The following is a 16,101-nucleotide window of genomic DNA, read 5'->3' as shown; positions in this document are numbered from 1 at the left end:
GATATTCAGCCAGGTTTGACAATATATTTGGAAGCTACCGACGCTTTTTCGTTTTTGTCGGAATTGATATGCAGCGTGCTGGGCAACCGTGTACTGGCAGGGTATTGATCTATTTTGATTTTCTTGGGATTTCCTGCAGCGAGCATGGCCGGATATATTGCCGTTTTTGGCGTAGAATCAACTGTTATTCAAAAGCGTTCGTCTTGACGTACGTGTCCATAGGCGTACACTTGATGGAAGATTGAACACGCAAGAGGTGCGTCATGACAGGAATCACAGCAACTGAGGCGCGCAGCAACCTTTATCGGTTGATTGACGAGACCGCCGAGTCCCACCAACCAATCGTCATCATGGGTAAGCGGAACAAAGCGGTCCTGGTTTCCGAGGAAGACTGGTCGGCAATTCAGGAGACACTTTACCTGCTCTCCGTACCAGGTATGCGGGAGTCTATTCGTGAGGGGATGGATACCCCGGTGGGTGAATGCGATGAGGAGCTGGACTGGTGACATGGAAGTTGGTTTACACCAAGCAAGCCCAGAAAGATGCAAAGAAGTTGGCCTCCAGCGGCCTCAAACCAAAAGCTCAAGAACTGTTGGCGCTGATAGCGGAAGACCCATACCGCAAGCCGCCTCCGTTTGAGAAGCTCATTGGTGATCTTGCGGGGGCCTATTCACGCCGCATCAATATTCAGCATCGTCTGGTATACCAGGTGCTCGAGGACGAGCAAGTGGTGAAAGTTCTCAGGCTCTGGAGCCACTACGAATAATGTATAACCAGCCGCTGTTGCCGGACAATTTCTCCACCGCTACGCAGTTACAAAATTGCCGCAAAGCTTCGCGTTAAATGTCATAAGCGAACGAACGTGAAGCGAACGAACGTGGACAGGCACTCCCAAAAAACAGCGAACGAACGTGGACAGGCACTCCCAAAAAAAGAAAACCCGAAACGGTAGCCCTATAGCCTCCAGGTGCCACCCTACAGGGTCAACCTCAGGGCCAATGGCTACTTTTTCACCAATATCGTCGAATTCGGCTCGTTTTCTCCGAATTCAGGCCAAGCGAGACCCCTGGCTATTAGCCAGTAAGGAGATTTTGCTCAGGTGGGGTGGTATTCAGGCCGCTCGTCGTCGCCTGCCCTGCTCTGCCCTGTGGTTTCGGGCGTAGCGGGCCTCGAATTCGCAGGCTTCCTGCAGCCACTCCTCCCGTGAGAAGCCCAGGCGGTTCAGGATTGGCGGTGTGGTCTCGGAAATATGCCCGCGTTTTGACGGGTGAATCACCCGGCCGGTGTAGTCCACCAGTTCCAGGTAGTCCTGAAGGCTGAACAGGATGCCCCGTTGTATTTCGTCTCGGTGGCTGCCTTCGAAATTCAGCAGGGGCTTGAGCGAAACCGGAAACGGGCGCAGGTAGTGGGAATCGATCTGGCTCTGGATGGCCTCTGCCAGATCAAACTGCGGTTTCAGTCGCTCCTTTATGCTGGTGTGGTCGGAGTCCTCCGGCGTATCCGCCATAGCTGCCCTGACCGGGTTGAGGTCTACGTAGGCCATGCAGCTCAGTAAGGCCTGTTCGGTTAGCAATGCCTGCGACTTGAAGCGGGATTCCCAGAAATGGCCCGTGCAGTCATCTTCGCGGTTAGCTTCTCTGGCAATCGGCTCGTTCAGGCACTTCATGAACCAGCTCAGGTCGGCCAGTCGCTTCCGGTAGACATCGACAACCCGCTTGAGGAATTGTTCTTCAGCCTCATGCAGTTTCTGCCCGGACTGACACCGCTGAACCAGGGGCGGCCCTTTGAACAGGCTGGTCCACCGAGACAGCACTTCATCATCACTCCAATCGTCTGCCTGCTCCGGGCTGAGTTTCACCACCAGGTGATAATGGTTGGACATCACGGCGTAAGCGCAGAGGTCGATGGTGAAGATGGACGACAACAACCGGATGCGCTCCTCTATCCATCGGCGCCGGTGCTCGTAACTTTGACCGGTCTGGCGATCCACGCCGCATAGGAAGGTGCGGCGAACGCAGCGGGAGATGACGTGGTAGTAAGGCGTATCAGAGAGGGATATCTGCTGTTCTCTTGGGCGGGGCATGGCAAGTCCGTTGCTCATGAGGTGAGTGGTCGCCTCTATTAAAACGGGTAAGGCAACGCCCGTAAATATCGCTGCTGGCGATATGGAGCGAGTTCGGTTACCGACATTGCGGTCGTCGGATTTACACGGAACGTGGACAGGCACTCCCAAAAAAGAAAAGCGGCGACGATCACTCCGTAATCTGGCTCATCCGGGATTTGTGTGTCGAAATCATCGCCTGCTATAAGAGCTGGCCTATCTGCCGGATTCTCTCCCTCGGCCGCTACCGAGAGGAATCCATTGGCGATCACGAACGGGCCGATACAGTAACCGGCATTCTGGTGTCAATAGTCGGACTGGCTTTCTCCTGGCTGCCGCGCCCCTCTCAATGGCAGTGGCGGGAGCCAGCGCGGGTTCTGGGTTACACTGCTGCCCAATCCCATTCCCGAATTCGACAAGGTCTCCATGACACCCGATCACAATGATCTCTGGTTCCTGCCCCTTGGTGGCACCGGTGAAATCGGCATGAACCTGAACCTTTATGGCCACGATGGCCACTGGCTGATGGTGGACTGCGGGGTTACTTTCCCCCGCCCTGGCCGGGTGATTGCCGACGGCACCGTGCACGGGCGCGGTGAGCCGCCGGTGCAGATGGCCGATCCCACCTTTATCGCGGACCGCCGCGAGCAGCTCGTCGGGCTGATCATCACCCATGCCCACGAGGACCATATCGGCGCAGTGCCCTACCTGTGGCCACTGCTGCAATGTCCGGTTTACACCAGCCGATTCACCGCCGAGATCCTGCGACGCAAGCTGACGGAGGCCGATCTGTTACACCGGGTGCCGATCCACGTAGTGGATGTGGATGAGCGCCGGGCCATCGGCCCGTTTGAGGTACAGTGGCTGGCCCTCACCCACTCCATCCCCGACCCCAACGCCCTGATGATCCGTACCCCCGCCGGCCGCATCTTCCACAGCGGCGACTGGAAGCTGGACGAAGAACCCCTGGTGGGCCATGGCTATGCCCCAGGCACCTTCAAGGCGCTGGCAGCAGAAGGTGTGACCGCGATGGTGTGCGATTCCACCAACGCTACCGTGCCGGGCCACTCCATCTCCGAATCAGCCCTGGAAAAAGGCTTGCTGGTCGCCGTTGACGGCGCACCGGGGCGGGTCATTGTCGCCTGTTTTGGCAGCAACATTGCCCGGCTGCACACCCTGGCCAATGTCGCCCGGGCCACCGGCCGCTACATGGGCCTGCTGGGGCGTTCCCTGATCAACATGAGCGGTGCCGCCAAGGCAGCCGGCGTATGGAATGCGGATGACCACCTCATCCCCCCTGCCCACCTGGGCTACCTTCCGCGAGCGGAAGTGCTTGCCGTCGCTACCGGCAGCCAGGGCGAACCCCGCACCGCCCTGCGCCGCATGGCCGCGGGCACGCACCCCGACATCGAGCTGGAGCCGGGGGACCGGGTGATCTTCAGCGCCCGCGCCATCCCCGGCAATGAGGACGCCATCGAAGCGCTGATTGCCAGCCTCCGGGAACAGGGCGTGGAAGTCATCACCGCCGAAGATGCCGATCTGCCCATCCATGCCTCCGGCCACCCGGCCCAGGACGAACTGCGTGCAATGTACCAGTGGGTACAGCCCGACGTGGCCATTCCGGTGCATGGTGAGGCCGAGCACATGCAGGCCCACGCTGGCCTGGCGCGGGAGTGTGGCGTACCCAAGGCCCTGCTTGGTCGCAATGGCGACCTGTTCATGGTCCGCCCGGTGCCCGGTATGCGCCGGCAAGTGGTGGCCACCGGGCGACTGGGCTGGGAGAAGGGGGAGCTGGTGCGGGTTGACTGAATTCCCTTCCCCCAGGTTCAGACCACGCCCTGACCGGCCACCGCCCGGAACAACCGCCGCGTTATCACCAGCGCCAGCGCAATAAGCAGACCGGACATCCCGAAGGCCAGCCCGAAGCCACCGACCGACAGCAAGGCCCCAAACAGCAGGGGCGCCAGGAAGTGAATGGCCCGGTTGGCCATCAGCCGCATACCCAGAGCACCGGAGCGCTGCTCCCGGTCCACCGCCTCAGCCAGGATAACCATCGACAGGGGCTGGGTGAGGCCCGAGCCCAGGCCCACCAGAACCGCCAGCAGGGAGATCAGCACCAGGTGCGCCGATACACCCAGAAAGGTGATGCCCAGGGCCAGGGTGCCGAAGGCCAGCAGTACCGCTGGCCCACGGCCGCCGGCGAGGGCGATCAGGCGGGCCATGAAGGGCCGGATTACCATTGCCACAGCAGCGCGCAGGCTGACCAGCACGCCGATCACCGCAGGGCTCATGGCGAGGCTCTCCAGATAGACCGGCAGGTAGCTGCCATACACCCCCAGGGCGAACATCCCCACCACGGTCACCAATACCGACAGTTGTACGCCACTGCTGGTCCGCATCAGGGCCCACTGCGCACGGAAGCCGGTCTGCCGTCGCGCCACCGCCAGTCGCTCCCGGGCCTGTCCGGTGAGCCACAGGCCGGCAGTACCGCCGAGAAGGGCAAACAAGGCCATCACCAGGAACACCTGGCCGACGCCCTGATCCTCAGGCAGCAACAGGCCCGCCAACAGCGGCCCCACCACCTGGCCCCCGGACAGCCAGGTGGCGTACCAGCCAAAATACTGTTCCAGCCGCGGCCCGGTGCCAAGATTGGAGATCAGCGTCTGGGCCGCCAGTACCATCTGCAGGTGCGCCAGCCCCACCAGTAGCTGTCCCAGAATCAGCCCCGGGTAGCCATACCAGAAGTGCATGGCCAGGAGACCGGCCACCATGATCATGGCCCCGGCCACCAGGGTGCTGCGCCCCCCATACCGGGTAACTACCTGACCCAGGGGGATGGCAAACAGCAATGGCAACAGGTACTGGGTACTGAGCACCGCACCGAGCACCAAAGGCGAGGCACCCAGGCGCAGGCCGTAGACCGGCACGGCAACAATCAACATGGAGTAAACGACGAAGCAGAAGGTCAGGGCCATGCAGATGATAAAGAAGTTTCTGCGGGCCTCGGCGGGGTCAATGGTCTGCACGGGGGCGGGATTGTCCGGGTTCAAGGCTCTGTCTGGCAGTGAAGAAGGGTGAAAGAACGATCATGGTAACCCGCGGTCAGCGGGGCGGGCAAAGCGACCTTCCGTACTGCACCTGTCATTTATGACACTGGCGGCCCGCCAAACCGGCGGGCCGCCCGGTCAGTCAGGCAGGAACCAAGCAGGAACAGGCACTACCAAGACTTTCAGTCGATCAGTTGGGAATCAGTCCGCTCGTGGTCGCCTTCCCTGCTCTGCCCGCCGGTTTTCCCTGTAGCGGGCCTCGAATTCACAGGCTTCCTGCAGCCATTCATCGGCTGGCATGCAAAGTCGGGAGAGGATGAGAACTGAACCTGGACAGGTAACTTCCATGCAGGCGCTGAAGCCAATCTGACTTCAGCGCCCCGGGATGGCCTTGCGGCCAGATTCCAATCGTTAGCTCTGTGGTTTGATCAGGAACTTCTCTCCGGTCGCCATTTTGCCGTAAGCCGAGATTGCATCCAGTTGTAACGCACCGGCCAGAGATACGTCATGAGTGTAGTGACTGGCGAACGTGGTTTTGATCTCGGCGGCTACGCGTTTGCGCATGGCAGCGTAGGTTTCCGTACCCAGTTTTCCTAATGCATTGAACAATAGAAAGCCGTTCACACCCCAGGCAAAACCAAAGTTGCGATTCAGTGTGATGGGGCCGCGATCAAGGCCGCCATAGATATAAACCTGTTTGTAGATGTCGGATCCGTACACGCTGTATTCGGTCATGTCGCGAGAGACGGCGGCTTCCATGCAAGTGAGAATATCACTGGCCAGCCGTCCGCCACCGATTGGGTCAAAAGCAATAGTAGCGCCGGTGTCGATCAGTGCCTGGGTCAGGTCTGCCATAAAGCTGTCGCTACTGGAGTTGACCACGTATTTGGCACCCATGTCGCGCAGTAGTGCTTCCTGTTCCGGTTTGCGGACGATATTGACCAGGTCGATGCCGTCGGCGAGGCAGATGCGGTTGAGCATTTGCCCGAGGTTAGAGGCCGCGGCAGCGTGAACGATAGCCTTGTGACCCTCAGCGCGCATGGTTTCTACCATGGCTAATGCAGTCAGCGGATTAACAAAGCTTGAAGCGCCTTCGGCTGCAGTCGTACCCGGTTCCAGTTCCAGACAGCTTTGAACATTGGCACAGAGGTATTTGCGGTAGCTACCGCCGCCGATGAACGCAACGGTTTTGCCCATCAGGCTTTGCGCTGCGGCGGATGAGCCTGCCGCGACGACGGTACCGGCGCCTTCATTGCCCACGGGTATGGGCTTGCCAACACGCTTTTTAACGGCGCCCATGAACTTGGCCGGGACATCGGCGCTGATGACCGGGCGATCGGCGCTACCGGATTGGCTGGCGGTCGTCATGTCAGCCGCGCTGAACATCACTCCCAGGTCAGACGGGTTGATAGGGGCGGCCTCGACGCGGATGACCACCTGGTTTTCGCCCGGCTGGGGGATCTCGATCTCGCGCAGGGCAAGTTCCAGTTTGTTGTCTTCGCTAATGGTGGAAGTAAGTTCGATGTTGTTATCTGACACTTTTTTCTCCTGCAAAGGTTGAGGGGGCTGGGACTTCGCCAACCGATGTTACCCGTTAAAATGAGGGGAAGATATCTGGGACATGGATCGAAACGTGAAACTCAACTTGGACAGGCACTCTGAAAAGCTTTCTGTTTTCGACTTGCTTCTTATGCCAGTGATCAAACCGTTTAAGTGCCTGTCGGATGGATCTTGGCCGCGAGCTGCGCTACTTGTCTGGCTGAATCGAGACGTTCCGGTCCGGCGGCGGCAGGTTGGGTAGCATGGCCTCAGCGTCAACCGTGTGAGTAGCGAAAAAAACTTCCGCCGCTTCAATCAGAGCCGCTTCGGTTTTGAGGATACCAAGATAGACCGGCCATTCGGCGTCGATCAGTTCCGTGCTGTAACGATCCGGATCGACTTTTCCCAGCAGTGCCAGGAACCGGAACTCCATTTCGTTCATGACGGTGTAATCGCACCGCTTGTGCAGAAACATGCCCAGCATCTGCTGAGCATTGTACGCGTCATGGCGGACCAGATCGGTACCGATCCGCCGCTCGAGTCCATCACTATAGACAAACCATTTGCGCAGACAGATGCTGCCCTGAAGGTCATCGAAGGAGTCCGGTTGTCGGCCAGGTTGCGCAAACACACGGTCACGCCAGGTTAACACCGGTCCGACGGCATGCATCCGGTCCGGCAGCGGCATCCATAGCGGGTTGGCAAAAACCGCGTTGGCTCGTCCTTCTTCCAGGGCCCAAGCCTGGCGTTTACGAGGCAGGGGGCGGAAATCGGCTGCGATACCGGTCTCCAGGGTGAAATCATTGATCACCTCGATCAGAATGCCTTTGTTAAGGTTTTTCCCGTAATAGAACGGCAGAAAGCCCTCGTCCGACCCCATAATCTGAAGCGTTTGTGACGAAACCGGAAGGAACCAGAATGCTGCGATGATCAGCAGGCCTGTTCTCATTGGGTGTTCCTCAAAGTGAATGATGGGGGGAGGTCGCCACTTGTCCGACGTTGCCTTGGCCAGTCAAAGACAGTGTGGTTCCGATTTTGGCCAAGCGCCGTGACGAAGTCGAGATCGCTGCGAATCATCCCGGCGTGGCAATCGGTCCAGCTAAGGTCAGGAAACCGCAATCGAGTGCTACCCCGTTCAAGTGGAACGTGGACAGGAAATCAAAAAATATATTAATCCGTGGGCTATAGACCAACCTGGGCATAGACTTAACCGAACCAAACCGAACCTGGACGACACCATTCGCCCGAAGTCGAACGAGGAGGAAGGACAGTGAGGATTCGACAGTACGCCACAGCAGTTGCTGCAACCGCCTTCATCGCCCTGGCCGGATGCGGCGGCGTTTTGGGCGAACGGGATGGCGCAGGACAGACAGTTGCCGGCCCGGATGCCACCTCTACGTCTGAATGGACTGCCGGAATTATCGACCGGCCGCAGCCAGATGCGCCTCCGGCGACCCTTCTTGCCGTACGCACTGACACTCACGAGGGCTTCGACCGGATCGTCTTCGAGTTCGACGAACGGGTGCCGGGCTATCACACCGAGTACATTGATCAACCCGTGCGGAAGTGCGGGTCTGGCAAGGTAACGCAGGTTGGCGGCGATGGCTGGCTCGAGGTCAGGATGTACCCTGCGAATGCGCACACCCGGGAGGGCCGGCCGACGGTTACAGAGCGTGAGCGCCTGACGAGCCTGCCGGTGCTCTCTGAAGTGGAGCTGACCTGCGACTTCGAGGCTGTCGTGACGTGGGTCCTCGGTGTCGGGTCGCCGAACCGCTATCGGGTCCGTGAGCTGAGCGACCCGCCGCGCCTCATTGTCGATGTGCGACACTGAGACCGACCGGTTCCCTTGCGTGGAATCCCGGGTTTACGGCTATTTCCTGCGTTTCTCTCAATGTTTAGCGATGCACGTAATTTGATGAATTCACTGTTCTGCATCGCCTCCGCAACCAAATTGCGAAGATACCAGAAATAAGCAGCATCAGGTTGGTGGTTTCGGTGACTGGATATGGGGAGATCGAGGTATCAAAATATCCGCCCATAAATCCCGTAACGTATTGTTCATAATAAAAACCAACCCCGCTGCTTGAAATAGACCAATCTGGCGCTGAAAAAAGATAGAACAATTCAGTCATATGGACCGAATAATAATTATCAATCTCAAAATAAAGACCGTCACCAAAGTGAGCGCTCGTTATTTTCCCAAAAGGAGCCCAAGGCACCTCAGATCGCATAAGTGACGATGAATAAAAATATGTATCAAAGGGTTCAATGTAAGGATAATCTGACGGATCATCTATTTCACTCCAAGCATTCGGTGGAGCATAAAATTCTCCCTTTCCAAAATCATAACCTTTCAGGTCAATATATATACGTGAGCCATCAGAGAAGCTGCCCGTGAAACTATTTATTATGATCGCACTTGATACCGAAGGCACCAGCGCGAGTACCAGAAAGATTAAAGCGGTTTTTATCTTTAAACAGTCTTTTAAGTTCATCGCTATTTCTCCAAAAATCACGATCTAGGCTCTTTGGGTGAGTCCAAGGTCGGCGAGCACTATCGGGCAAGTTTGATATGGCGGTCGGAAGTGTCAGCTTTATGCTCTATGGCCGGAGGGGGCTCCAAGCCCCGGCATTACACCGGGGCCCGCTGCTCAGATCCCATAGGAGCTGACATCAACCTTGGAAAAAACTTCTTGCCAATACAGGTCGCGGAGCTGTTCCCTGGTCTCGATACCCTCGACTTTGCCGACCCACTCATCCAGCAATTGCTGGAACTCGTCCATCTTGGCATCAGCCCGTTGCACGTCGTACCTCTCTGAATAGTTTGCCGCCACTTTTTTGAGGTCTTCTTCGATAAAGTCCCTGGTCATCTGACGAAACTCTTCATCTGGCTCGTGGAGCGTCAGTTCCGGCTGCTTGTCGATCCTCCTCAGGGCCTCCTGATGGTTCTCCAGGTACACTTTTGCTATCTCGGCTGAAGTGGTCGCCGCACCATAAAGAATGGATGTTCGGTCTTTTTCAGACAGGGATTTCCAGGCATCGGCATTCATGTTTGTCCCAACCCCGCCGAATGTGCCGCCGGGAACCCCCATGGTGACCTCGCTGGCGACTTCAATAAACTTGAAATTGAGATAATCCGACAGGTTGTGGGCCGTGCAGTCGACAACACCCTGGCTCAGTCCTTCATAGGTTTCGTTAACCGGAATGGAAACGGGAGTGCCACCCATGGCGTCGACCCATCGTGACCACTGCGGGCCCCCGATACGGATGCGTTTACCTTCAATATCCTCCTTGCTTGTAATCGCTTCGTTGCAGAACAGGCCGTACGGCGAAGAGCTGGCGAGGCCGAGGAATATCTGATTGCGGTCAAGGTGTTCCTTCAGACATTCCGGGCAATTGTTGATAACGTACTCGGATATCGCACCGGTGTAGGCAAACACAGCATCCTGCGAGCTCACATCGGCGAGTTCAAGCGCCATGGTCAGTTCCGTAAGCATGATGGTATTGGGGAAGTCTGACGGAAAATATGGTGTAAGCACGTGGCCCAAATCTGCGATACCGTCTCGAAGTCCGGTCGGAGTTTCCATGAAGCTCAGCAAGGACTGAGCATAACCTTTCACGCTGATATCGCCGCCGGAGCGATTTTCAACAGCTTCGATAAATGCATCCATGGCCTTGGTGCCCAGCGTGTTCTGGGGAGCACCGGTTGCAAAGCGGAGTTCGGTGGCACTTGCGATGTTGGCGGTCGTCAGTCCTGCGATGGTAATGCCGATGGCGACGGTTTTGAGAGGAGATATCGTTTTCATTGTTGTGCCCTCATTGATTGAGGTTAGGGGAGCCACCCCCTGAACCAGAGGTGGTTGTGCAAAAATTACCCGCTATCCGACAACCTAGTTGGCGACAACGTTTACGGCAAGGAAGCGAAGGGATTAGTTGATTACTCCAGAATGTCCTTTTGAAGATGATGCAGGAGAATCCGTTACGCGGTGTAGGACTGGCTCTGATTGAGAGTTACTTCTCAGGATTGACCTCAGTACTGGATTCCGGTCCCAGGCTGTCCAACCCCCTTGATCAGGGGGTACTGAACCCCTGGCAGCGTGACGGAAATTCTACAAATAAAGAGCTTACTGAGTCTCTCGGAGGAGAAACCACCAACGGGACAGCCAGGCTGACAGAGGGGGAACATCAGAAAACATAAATGAAGCCAACACCGATCTCGGCCTCGTAATCGTTCCGGGATATTGGGCTGTCTGAAACGTCACTGCCATAGACTTCGTAAAGAGCTTCACCGAAGATCTGCCAGTTTTCGTTCAGGTAATTTCGATAGTTAACATTGACACCAGTTGATCTATACCCGCTATCAACATCGGTTTCCGGAAGACCTGAGTCTATGGATTGCCGTGCGTTGACACCAAAGTCCCGGTTGGCTAACTCACCATCGTGGAAGGTGACAGCGGCGCCAACTTCCCAGCCAGTGCCGTCAGCTTCGCAAGCCAAACAAGTTCCTGCGCCTAGAATCCCCAGCGTACCGATCTCGCCTGTTAATACACGGCCATCCAGAAAGTAACGCCAGTCGTCTGCAAGGGCACGACGCACTTCCAAAAGCAATATCACCCCTGAACTCGATTCGCCTAACCCATCCAGTCTGCCATCTTCTGAGTCATCCTCTTCACGGCCTTCTTCGTAGCCTACCGTGGCTTGAAACAACCAGGCATCCTTGGCCAGTGTTCGCCACCCAATTGCTTCACCTGCCCAGAAAAAAATGTGTTCACCAGTTCGCCACTGAACACCCCCGGCCGGATCGATCTCAAACTCGAATTCGTCCGAACCCTCATAAGCAGTCTCATATTCAACGCCCAGCCCAAGCCCAACACCCCAACCATCGCCATCTGTAAAATCGCCGATAGAAGGAAGCGGAACGAGAGCGGTTCTCGTCTCCGCCGCATTTGACGATCCTAAACATGAAAGAGCGCCAAGAAATGTGGCGACTTGAAGGACTGTGTTTTTCATGGTTTTTCCCGATCAAGCAGTAGGCGGTAATACGGGTTACTCATCACTATAGATGATTATTTTTTAGCTGGCACTTCAGCGCTTTCGTTATCATCGTTCCGCGACCTCACCAAAAAATGTCAACTGTGCCAATCGACTAAGGCCCCCGAAACCCACTATCGAGACCGCGTTGGGCTTCGCAAAATACCCCTCGAATTATTGTCGGTCGGCGTTTTCGGGTTTAAGAACGGAAGGTGGACAGGCACTCGGAGAAAATCAGGCACTTGGAGAAACTTTCTGAGGGAAGCAAACTTTCAGAGAAGCTTTTGAATTCAATCGCTAACGATCCGCTGGCCTCATTAATCTGTTCGCGCGTGGGGGAGTTCAAGTCTGTACCGGCTGACAAAGGGCATGGTTAACCTCCAAGTGGTTCCTGCCCTTCATCATTGCAGACGTGCGTTCACTGCTCATCTTTTCAATAGCGCAACCGGTCGGATATTAATCCGCCTGGTCTTCTATCTCCTCGCCGGCTGATTCTACGTCCCTTCCGAACCCCTCCATGGTGTTGCAGCCAGCCATGCCAGCTGCAAGCAACAGTACGACCATCAAGGAGCGGAATATGGACCCATCCGTCAATGTCACTCTCATAGCTATCTCCTTTAGCAACTGCCTTATGTGGCCTCAGACATTGAAGCCCATACCAACACTCTAGTACAGAACGCCGTCGTCATAGTCTTCATCGACATCACGACGGACCTGTTCAAACAGTGTCGGCTATTCCGCCATTCCCTGAACGAAGGTCTTGTCGAGGGTGATAGCAGGAACGGGCCCCGGTGGAAAACCGCCGCCCCATCCCAGTGTGCTCTATACTGATTCCACTGCAGATCCGATTTCTGGCATCCGAGGTCCAGTTCTGCTGGCAGACAGGCGGGTCAGAGGTTCGAGTATTGGTGATTGATTCGTGTCTTGCCATCGTTGGCAGGTAGGCTCGCCTTCCTCTGGTCCGCGCTGTGAAAGTTTCGGGAGTAGGCACTCGGGGCCCTGCTGGGAAGTCAAAACCTTTAGGCACCGGGTGCAAAAGGGAGAATCAGGATGGGAAGAAACCTCGATCTGCTGCAGCGCCGCACCTCCCGCGAGCTCGACCCGGCCTACCGTCCCGACCGTGGCAACCTCCAGGAGATGAACTTCTATTCGGACAAGTTCGACCAGCACCGAGAGGTCCAGGATCGGCTGACGGCCTGGAAAACGTTTTACCAAAATAGCCGGAACGACAGTCCGGGGGTGGAGAGCCCGTTCCTTGTGGAGAACTGGTCCCGCGACATCGAGCTGTCCAATGCATTGCGGAAGTCCCTCGCCGATGGTCTTGAAGGCGCTTTTCACAACCAGAAAATCAGAAGCGAGAGAACGGTCAGGGAACTTGAGAGTCGCCTCGTCGAAGACCGGGCTACGCTCGTCAAGGTGATCGATGATATTCGCGCTGTGGAAGACCGGAGCGCCGAGATGGAACTGACGGTCAATCTGCTGCTAGAGACGAAGGATTACGTCGATAAGGCTACGCTTCTCATTAGTGTCACGAACGCCATCAAAATCGAACGGAGTCTGGACGCAGTCGGCGAGATCGCAGGTGCCGTTATCGGCAAATTCATGCCCAGTGAATCCTTCTCCCATGAAAAGCTCGCGGAAGCGTTGATCGGTCCAGCCGACAGCAACCTCAAGGTCATTGCCGACAAGCTTGCCGAAAAGGGCACCCAGGAACTCCTGTTCTCGGTGGATGCGACCCACCCTACCCTCGCCGAGTTGCATCAACGGGTCCGCAACGACATCGACGGCATCAGAGAAGCGCTGGCCGATCTTAGGAACGCGGATGAGGGTCTGGTTCAGGCAAACAGCATTCAGGCGCACTGCCACGAAAGTGCCAGGCTGATCGACGAAACCGATGCGCTCCCCCCGATCGACACCCCTTTTGGCGGACAGCCGACCTCAGACATCATCGGCGATGAGATCGTGGACGCGGTCGATTCGGATGGAGACGGAGTTGCGGACATGTCGCTACGGTCAGCGCCCGAAGAGGCCGGCGACGAGGTGGAGAACGGGGTTAGCAATGACGCCCAGGTGTCGTATCCCCCGGATCCGGATGAAATCGATTACGACGCGGAAATGTCGCACCTTCCGGCTCCGGACGAGATCGATTACGACGGGCAAGTGTCACACCTTCCGTCCCCGGACGAGATCGACGGCGACGCACAAGTATCCTATCTACCGGCTCCAGACGAGGTCGATGGCGAGATCGACAGCAATAATGATCAGGACGAGGTGGACAACGAGGCCGACGCCAGTGAGCCCCTGTAGGTCCAGCCGCCCCAACCCCCTGGGGGCCTAGATGAACGACGAAATCTTCATGACCGCACGTGACCTTCTCAAGCAGGGCGCAGTGGCTGATGTCCGACGCCTTCTGGCTTCCCTCCAAAACGAGGAGGCGACAGATGCAAGAGTTTCCTATCTGTCCGGCGTGTGCGATTTCCGGGAGTCCGACTTCGAAAAAGCGGAGAGACACTTCCGTGATGCAGTCTCTCTGGACGGTCTGTTTGTGGAGCCCCGGTACTACATCGGCCTTTGCCTTGAACGATGTAACCGGTTCGAAGAGGCGCGGATAGAGTATATGACCGTCCTCGCCATGCAACCTGACCACACCGGTGCGATCTGGAAGCTCGCAGCGGATTCGTCCGCTGAGGGGACCACAGGAGCCGCGCCCGCCGGCGATGTCCGCCGAGAAACACCGGTGCGCAATCAGGCGGCAGCGAGTGAGGCCGAGTCGCGGCTCGTGGACGAGGGGCTTGCCAAAGGCATCTACACCGACCGAAAGTCAAAAGTCGTCTACTTTGTGGAGATCGGCTTCATATTTGCGATCACGTTTGTGATTGCTGGTGGCATCGCTGGAGTATTGACGAACCTCGCTAGCGGGAACATCGCAATAGCGGCTATTGTCGGTTTGGTCGTCGGGACGCTTGCCGGAGTCGTTAACGCTGGATCCATCAAGAGATTCAAGTAGCTGCAGATTGTGAGCTAAGCGTGGGCAGGCAGTCTAAAAAGAACCCTGTCCCGCCCGTCTATGGAAAAAGCAAACTACAAGACCTGGCTCCGGATAGAGAGTTACCATACGCCCTCTTCTGACCGACTCGGAATCCTCCTGATGATCAAGTCCATTGCCCTGCCGGCACTACTTGTCGTGCTACTGGCGTTTCTCGGCTTTCAGTACTACATAACCTCGGTGCCCGATCTCGCGGGGCCTGTTTCCGTGGAGGACAGCCGGTTCATCGAACGGGACAATTCCCTGCTGGTAACGCTCAGGGGCAGCGACGGCGAACGCTTTACCGTGGGTCTGCGGGGAGACATCGACAACGATCCGGAAGAGACGGCCCTTTTCTTCATCCGGAATCCGGATCTGGTGCCCTATGTGTATTGGCCAGGCCTTCGGAGCAACGATGAAAAACGGGTTCTTGAGCTGCTTGAGGACGTGGTGCAAGACCAGGCGCAGGACGGGCCGGTGTCCCGGATTTATGAGGTTCTGAAGAACCGGAACTGACCTTATTGATCTGACCGCGATGATATCCGGCCCTCTGGCCACCATGATGCTGGCAGATCAGGGCGCAGAGGTGATCAAGGTGGAAAACCCCGCAGGCGGGGATAGCTGGCAGGTCTGGCCACGGTCCAGACTGGCTCTGAATATCACAACATCTTCTTCAATTGCCCGTACTCCCCTGCGATGCGAAGTACCAGAGTGATGTCGTTGTCGTTCCGATTGCGGAAGAACCAGCCATGGTTGCCGGTAAAGGCTGCTACAAGTTTGCCTTCGTCCTCGGGAACACCGCGCCCCTTTTCATAGGAGATGGATTGGCCGCCACCATCGCCATGGGTGTCGTAATTGATGGGACCACCTTCAGACACCCAGGAGAACCGGGCTACAGCCCCTTCCTCCATAGTGAGCTTGAATTCAGTGCCTTCTCCCGGTGTGAGAACCACGCTCACTTCATCCTGCCACTGCGGCCCGGCAATCACGGGTTCAGCCTCTGGTTCGGTAGCCGCAACCCCGGCCTCGGGAGCGGAGGCGGGGTCCTCAACCGGTTCGGCCACGACAGGTTCTCTGAGTTCCGGCGCCTTTTCGTCAACTGAGGACTCCACGGCAACCATCTGGGCAGCCTCGTCAGCAGCGGCTTCTTCGGCGAGCTGCTTCTTGATTTCGCCCATTTCGGTCAATCCCAGCAGTCGGCCGGCGCCGGTCGGGTCCAGGGCGTACTCAGCAGGCATGACAACGGTAACCAGCAGAACCAGGGCCACAATGGCAGCGACGATGGTTGATCGAATCAGTTTGCCGGTGCTGGGCAATTCTTCACGGTTTGGTATATCGGTGTTGTACATGGCGAATCT

Annotated in this window: 17 protein-coding genes; 8 read left to right on the top strand and 9 right to left on the bottom strand. The window is 56.9% G+C overall.

All coding sequences use genetic code 11. The features are described 5' to 3' along the window. The first annotated feature begins 263 nt into the window (after window positions 1-263). The gene (locus BM346_RS00980) at window positions 264-506 is read left to right on the top strand and encodes a type II toxin-antitoxin system Phd/YefM family antitoxin (protein WP_092008450.1); all 243 of its coding nucleotides are present in this window, start codon (window positions 264-266) and stop codon (window positions 504-506) included. After that, window positions 503-766, top strand: coding sequence for a Txe/YoeB family addiction module toxin (locus BM346_RS00975; protein WP_068440496.1), 264 nt, complete (start codon window positions 503-505; stop codon window positions 764-766). The genes BM346_RS00980 and BM346_RS00975 overlap by 4 nt, the downstream gene beginning before the upstream one ends. Window positions 767-1,111: 345 nt before the next feature. On the opposite strand, the gene BM346_RS00970 is transcribed toward BM346_RS00975, so the two are convergent. Further along, the gene (locus tag BM346_RS00970; protein WP_227662965.1) at window positions 1,112-2,101 is read right to left on the bottom strand and encodes a transposase; all 990 of its coding nucleotides are present in this window, start codon (window positions 2,099-2,101) and stop codon (window positions 1,112-1,114) included. A gap of 426 nt (window positions 2,102-2,527) precedes the next feature. Between BM346_RS00970 and BM346_RS00965 the strand changes: the two genes are divergently transcribed. Continuing rightward, window positions 2,528-3,910, top strand: coding sequence for a ribonuclease J (locus tag BM346_RS00965; RefSeq protein WP_092008449.1), 1,383 nt, complete (start codon window positions 2,528-2,530; stop codon window positions 3,908-3,910). Between the two features lie 17 nt (window positions 3,911-3,927). On the opposite strand, the gene BM346_RS00960 is transcribed toward BM346_RS00965, so the two are convergent. From BM346_RS00960 to BM346_RS00950, 3 genes are all read right to left on the bottom strand, one after another. Further along, window positions 3,928-5,127 (bottom strand): MFS transporter, encoded by a 1,200-nt coding sequence (locus BM346_RS00960; RefSeq protein WP_227662966.1) that lies wholly within the window; start codon window positions 5,125-5,127, stop codon window positions 3,928-3,930. 432 nt (window positions 5,128-5,559) lie between these two features. Continuing rightward, a complete protein-coding gene (locus tag BM346_RS00955; protein WP_092008448.1) occupies window positions 5,560-6,687 on the bottom strand; it encodes a zinc-binding dehydrogenase in 1,128 nt (375 codons plus the stop codon). 208 nt (window positions 6,688-6,895) lie between these two features. Further along, on the bottom strand, window positions 6,896-7,636 hold the full coding sequence (locus tag BM346_RS00950; RefSeq protein WP_092008447.1) for a polar amino acid ABC transporter substrate-binding protein: 741 nt from the start codon (window positions 7,634-7,636) through the stop codon (window positions 6,896-6,898). Window positions 7,637-7,957: 321 nt separating this feature from the next. On the opposite strand from BM346_RS00950, the gene BM346_RS00945 reads away from it, so the two are divergent. Next, on the top strand, window positions 7,958-8,518 hold the full coding sequence (locus tag BM346_RS00945; RefSeq protein WP_092008446.1) for an AMIN-like domain-containing (lipo)protein: 561 nt from the start codon (window positions 7,958-7,960) through the stop codon (window positions 8,516-8,518). Window positions 8,519-8,582: 64 nt separating this feature from the next. Here the strand turns inward: BM346_RS00945 and BM346_RS17870 are convergent, their stop codons facing one another. The 4 genes from BM346_RS17870 to BM346_RS18170 form a co-directional block, all read right to left on the bottom strand. Beyond that, window positions 8,583-9,203, bottom strand: coding sequence for a hypothetical protein (locus tag BM346_RS17870; RefSeq protein WP_139229883.1), 621 nt, complete (start codon window positions 9,201-9,203; stop codon window positions 8,583-8,585). Between the two features lie 135 nt (window positions 9,204-9,338). Beyond that, on the bottom strand, window positions 9,339-10,493 hold the full coding sequence (locus BM346_RS00940) for a C4-dicarboxylate TRAP transporter substrate-binding protein (protein WP_092008445.1): 1,155 nt from the start codon (window positions 10,491-10,493) through the stop codon (window positions 9,339-9,341). Between the two features lie 379 nt (window positions 10,494-10,872). Next, window positions 10,873-11,697 carry a MipA/OmpV family protein gene (locus BM346_RS00935; RefSeq protein ID WP_092008444.1) on the bottom strand — a complete coding sequence of 275 codons (825 nt, stop codon included), beginning with the start codon at window positions 11,695-11,697 and terminating at the stop codon, window positions 10,873-10,875. Window positions 11,698-12,174: 477 nt separating this feature from the next. Beyond that, complete coding sequence (locus BM346_RS18170) at window positions 12,175-12,237, bottom strand: entericidin A/B family lipoprotein (protein ID WP_228704309.1); 63 nt, start codon at window positions 12,235-12,237, stop codon at window positions 12,175-12,177. 531 nt (window positions 12,238-12,768) lie between these two features. Here BM346_RS18170 and BM346_RS00925 point away from each other — a divergent pair. The 4 genes from BM346_RS00925 (at window position 12,769) to BM346_RS18355 (ending at window position 15,458) form a co-directional block, all read left to right on the top strand. Then, on the top strand, window positions 12,769-14,025 hold the full coding sequence (locus tag BM346_RS00925) for a hypothetical protein (protein WP_092008442.1): 1,257 nt from the start codon (window positions 12,769-12,771) through the stop codon (window positions 14,023-14,025). Between the two features lie 31 nt (window positions 14,026-14,056). Further along, window positions 14,057-14,725 carry a tetratricopeptide repeat protein gene (locus tag BM346_RS00920; protein ID WP_092008441.1) on the top strand — a complete coding sequence of 223 codons (669 nt, stop codon included), beginning with the start codon at window positions 14,057-14,059 and terminating at the stop codon, window positions 14,723-14,725. 141 nt (window positions 14,726-14,866) lie between these two features. Further along, a complete protein-coding gene (locus tag BM346_RS00915; protein ID WP_092013143.1) occupies window positions 14,867-15,259 on the top strand; it encodes a hypothetical protein in 393 nt (130 codons plus the stop codon). Between the two features lie 19 nt (window positions 15,260-15,278). Then, window positions 15,279-15,458 carry a CoA transferase gene (locus BM346_RS18355; protein WP_323807467.1) on the top strand — a complete coding sequence of 60 codons (180 nt, stop codon included), beginning with the start codon at window positions 15,279-15,281 and terminating at the stop codon, window positions 15,456-15,458. Here BM346_RS18355 and BM346_RS00905 read toward each other — a convergent pair. Then, window positions 15,403-16,092: a hypothetical protein gene (locus BM346_RS00905; protein ID WP_092008440.1), complete on the bottom strand. Its 690-nt coding sequence runs from the start codon at window positions 16,090-16,092 to the stop codon at window positions 15,403-15,405. The genes BM346_RS18355 and BM346_RS00905 overlap by 56 nt on opposite strands. Window positions 16,093-16,101 lie beyond the last annotated feature (9 nt).

The organism is Marinobacter daqiaonensis, from assembly GCF_900115285.1.
GTDB classification, from domain to species: domain Bacteria; phylum Pseudomonadota; class Gammaproteobacteria; order Pseudomonadales; family Oleiphilaceae; genus Marinobacter; species Marinobacter daqiaonensis.
Note: the sequence above shows the minus strand (reverse complement) of the source record. Positions and strands in the feature narration are given on the sequence as shown.

Coding starts and splice junctions, on each gene's coding strand:
- BM346_RS00925 (WP_092008442.1), top strand. CDS start 12,769: ATGGGAAGAAACCTCGATCTGCTGCAGCGCCGCACCTCCCGCGAGCTC.
- BM346_RS00915 (WP_092013143.1), top strand. CDS start 14,867: ATGATCAAGTCCATTGCCCTGCCGGCACTACTTGTCGTGCTACTGGCG.
- BM346_RS00940 (WP_092008445.1), bottom strand. CDS start 10,493: ATGAAAACGATATCTCCTCTCAAAACCGTCGCCATCGGCATTACCATC.
- BM346_RS00935 (WP_092008444.1), bottom strand. CDS start 11,697: ATGAAAAACACAGTCCTTCAAGTCGCCACATTTCTTGGCGCTCTTTCA.
- BM346_RS00970 (WP_227662965.1), bottom strand. CDS start 2,101: ATGAGCAACGGACTTGCCATGCCCCGCCCAAGAGAACAGCAGATATCC.
- BM346_RS18355 (WP_323807467.1), top strand. CDS start 15,279: ATGATATCCGGCCCTCTGGCCACCATGATGCTGGCAGATCAGGGCGCA.
- BM346_RS00980 (WP_092008450.1), top strand. CDS start 264: ATGACAGGAATCACAGCAACTGAGGCGCGCAGCAACCTTTATCGGTTG.
- BM346_RS00965 (WP_092008449.1), top strand. CDS start 2,528: ATGACACCCGATCACAATGATCTCTGGTTCCTGCCCCTTGGTGGCACC.
- BM346_RS00920 (WP_092008441.1), top strand. CDS start 14,057: ATGAACGACGAAATCTTCATGACCGCACGTGACCTTCTCAAGCAGGGC.
- BM346_RS00950 (WP_092008447.1), bottom strand. CDS start 7,636: ATGAGAACAGGCCTGCTGATCATCGCAGCATTCTGGTTCCTTCCGGTT.
- BM346_RS00905 (WP_092008440.1), bottom strand. CDS start 16,092: ATGTACAACACCGATATACCAAACCGTGAAGAATTGCCCAGCACCGGC.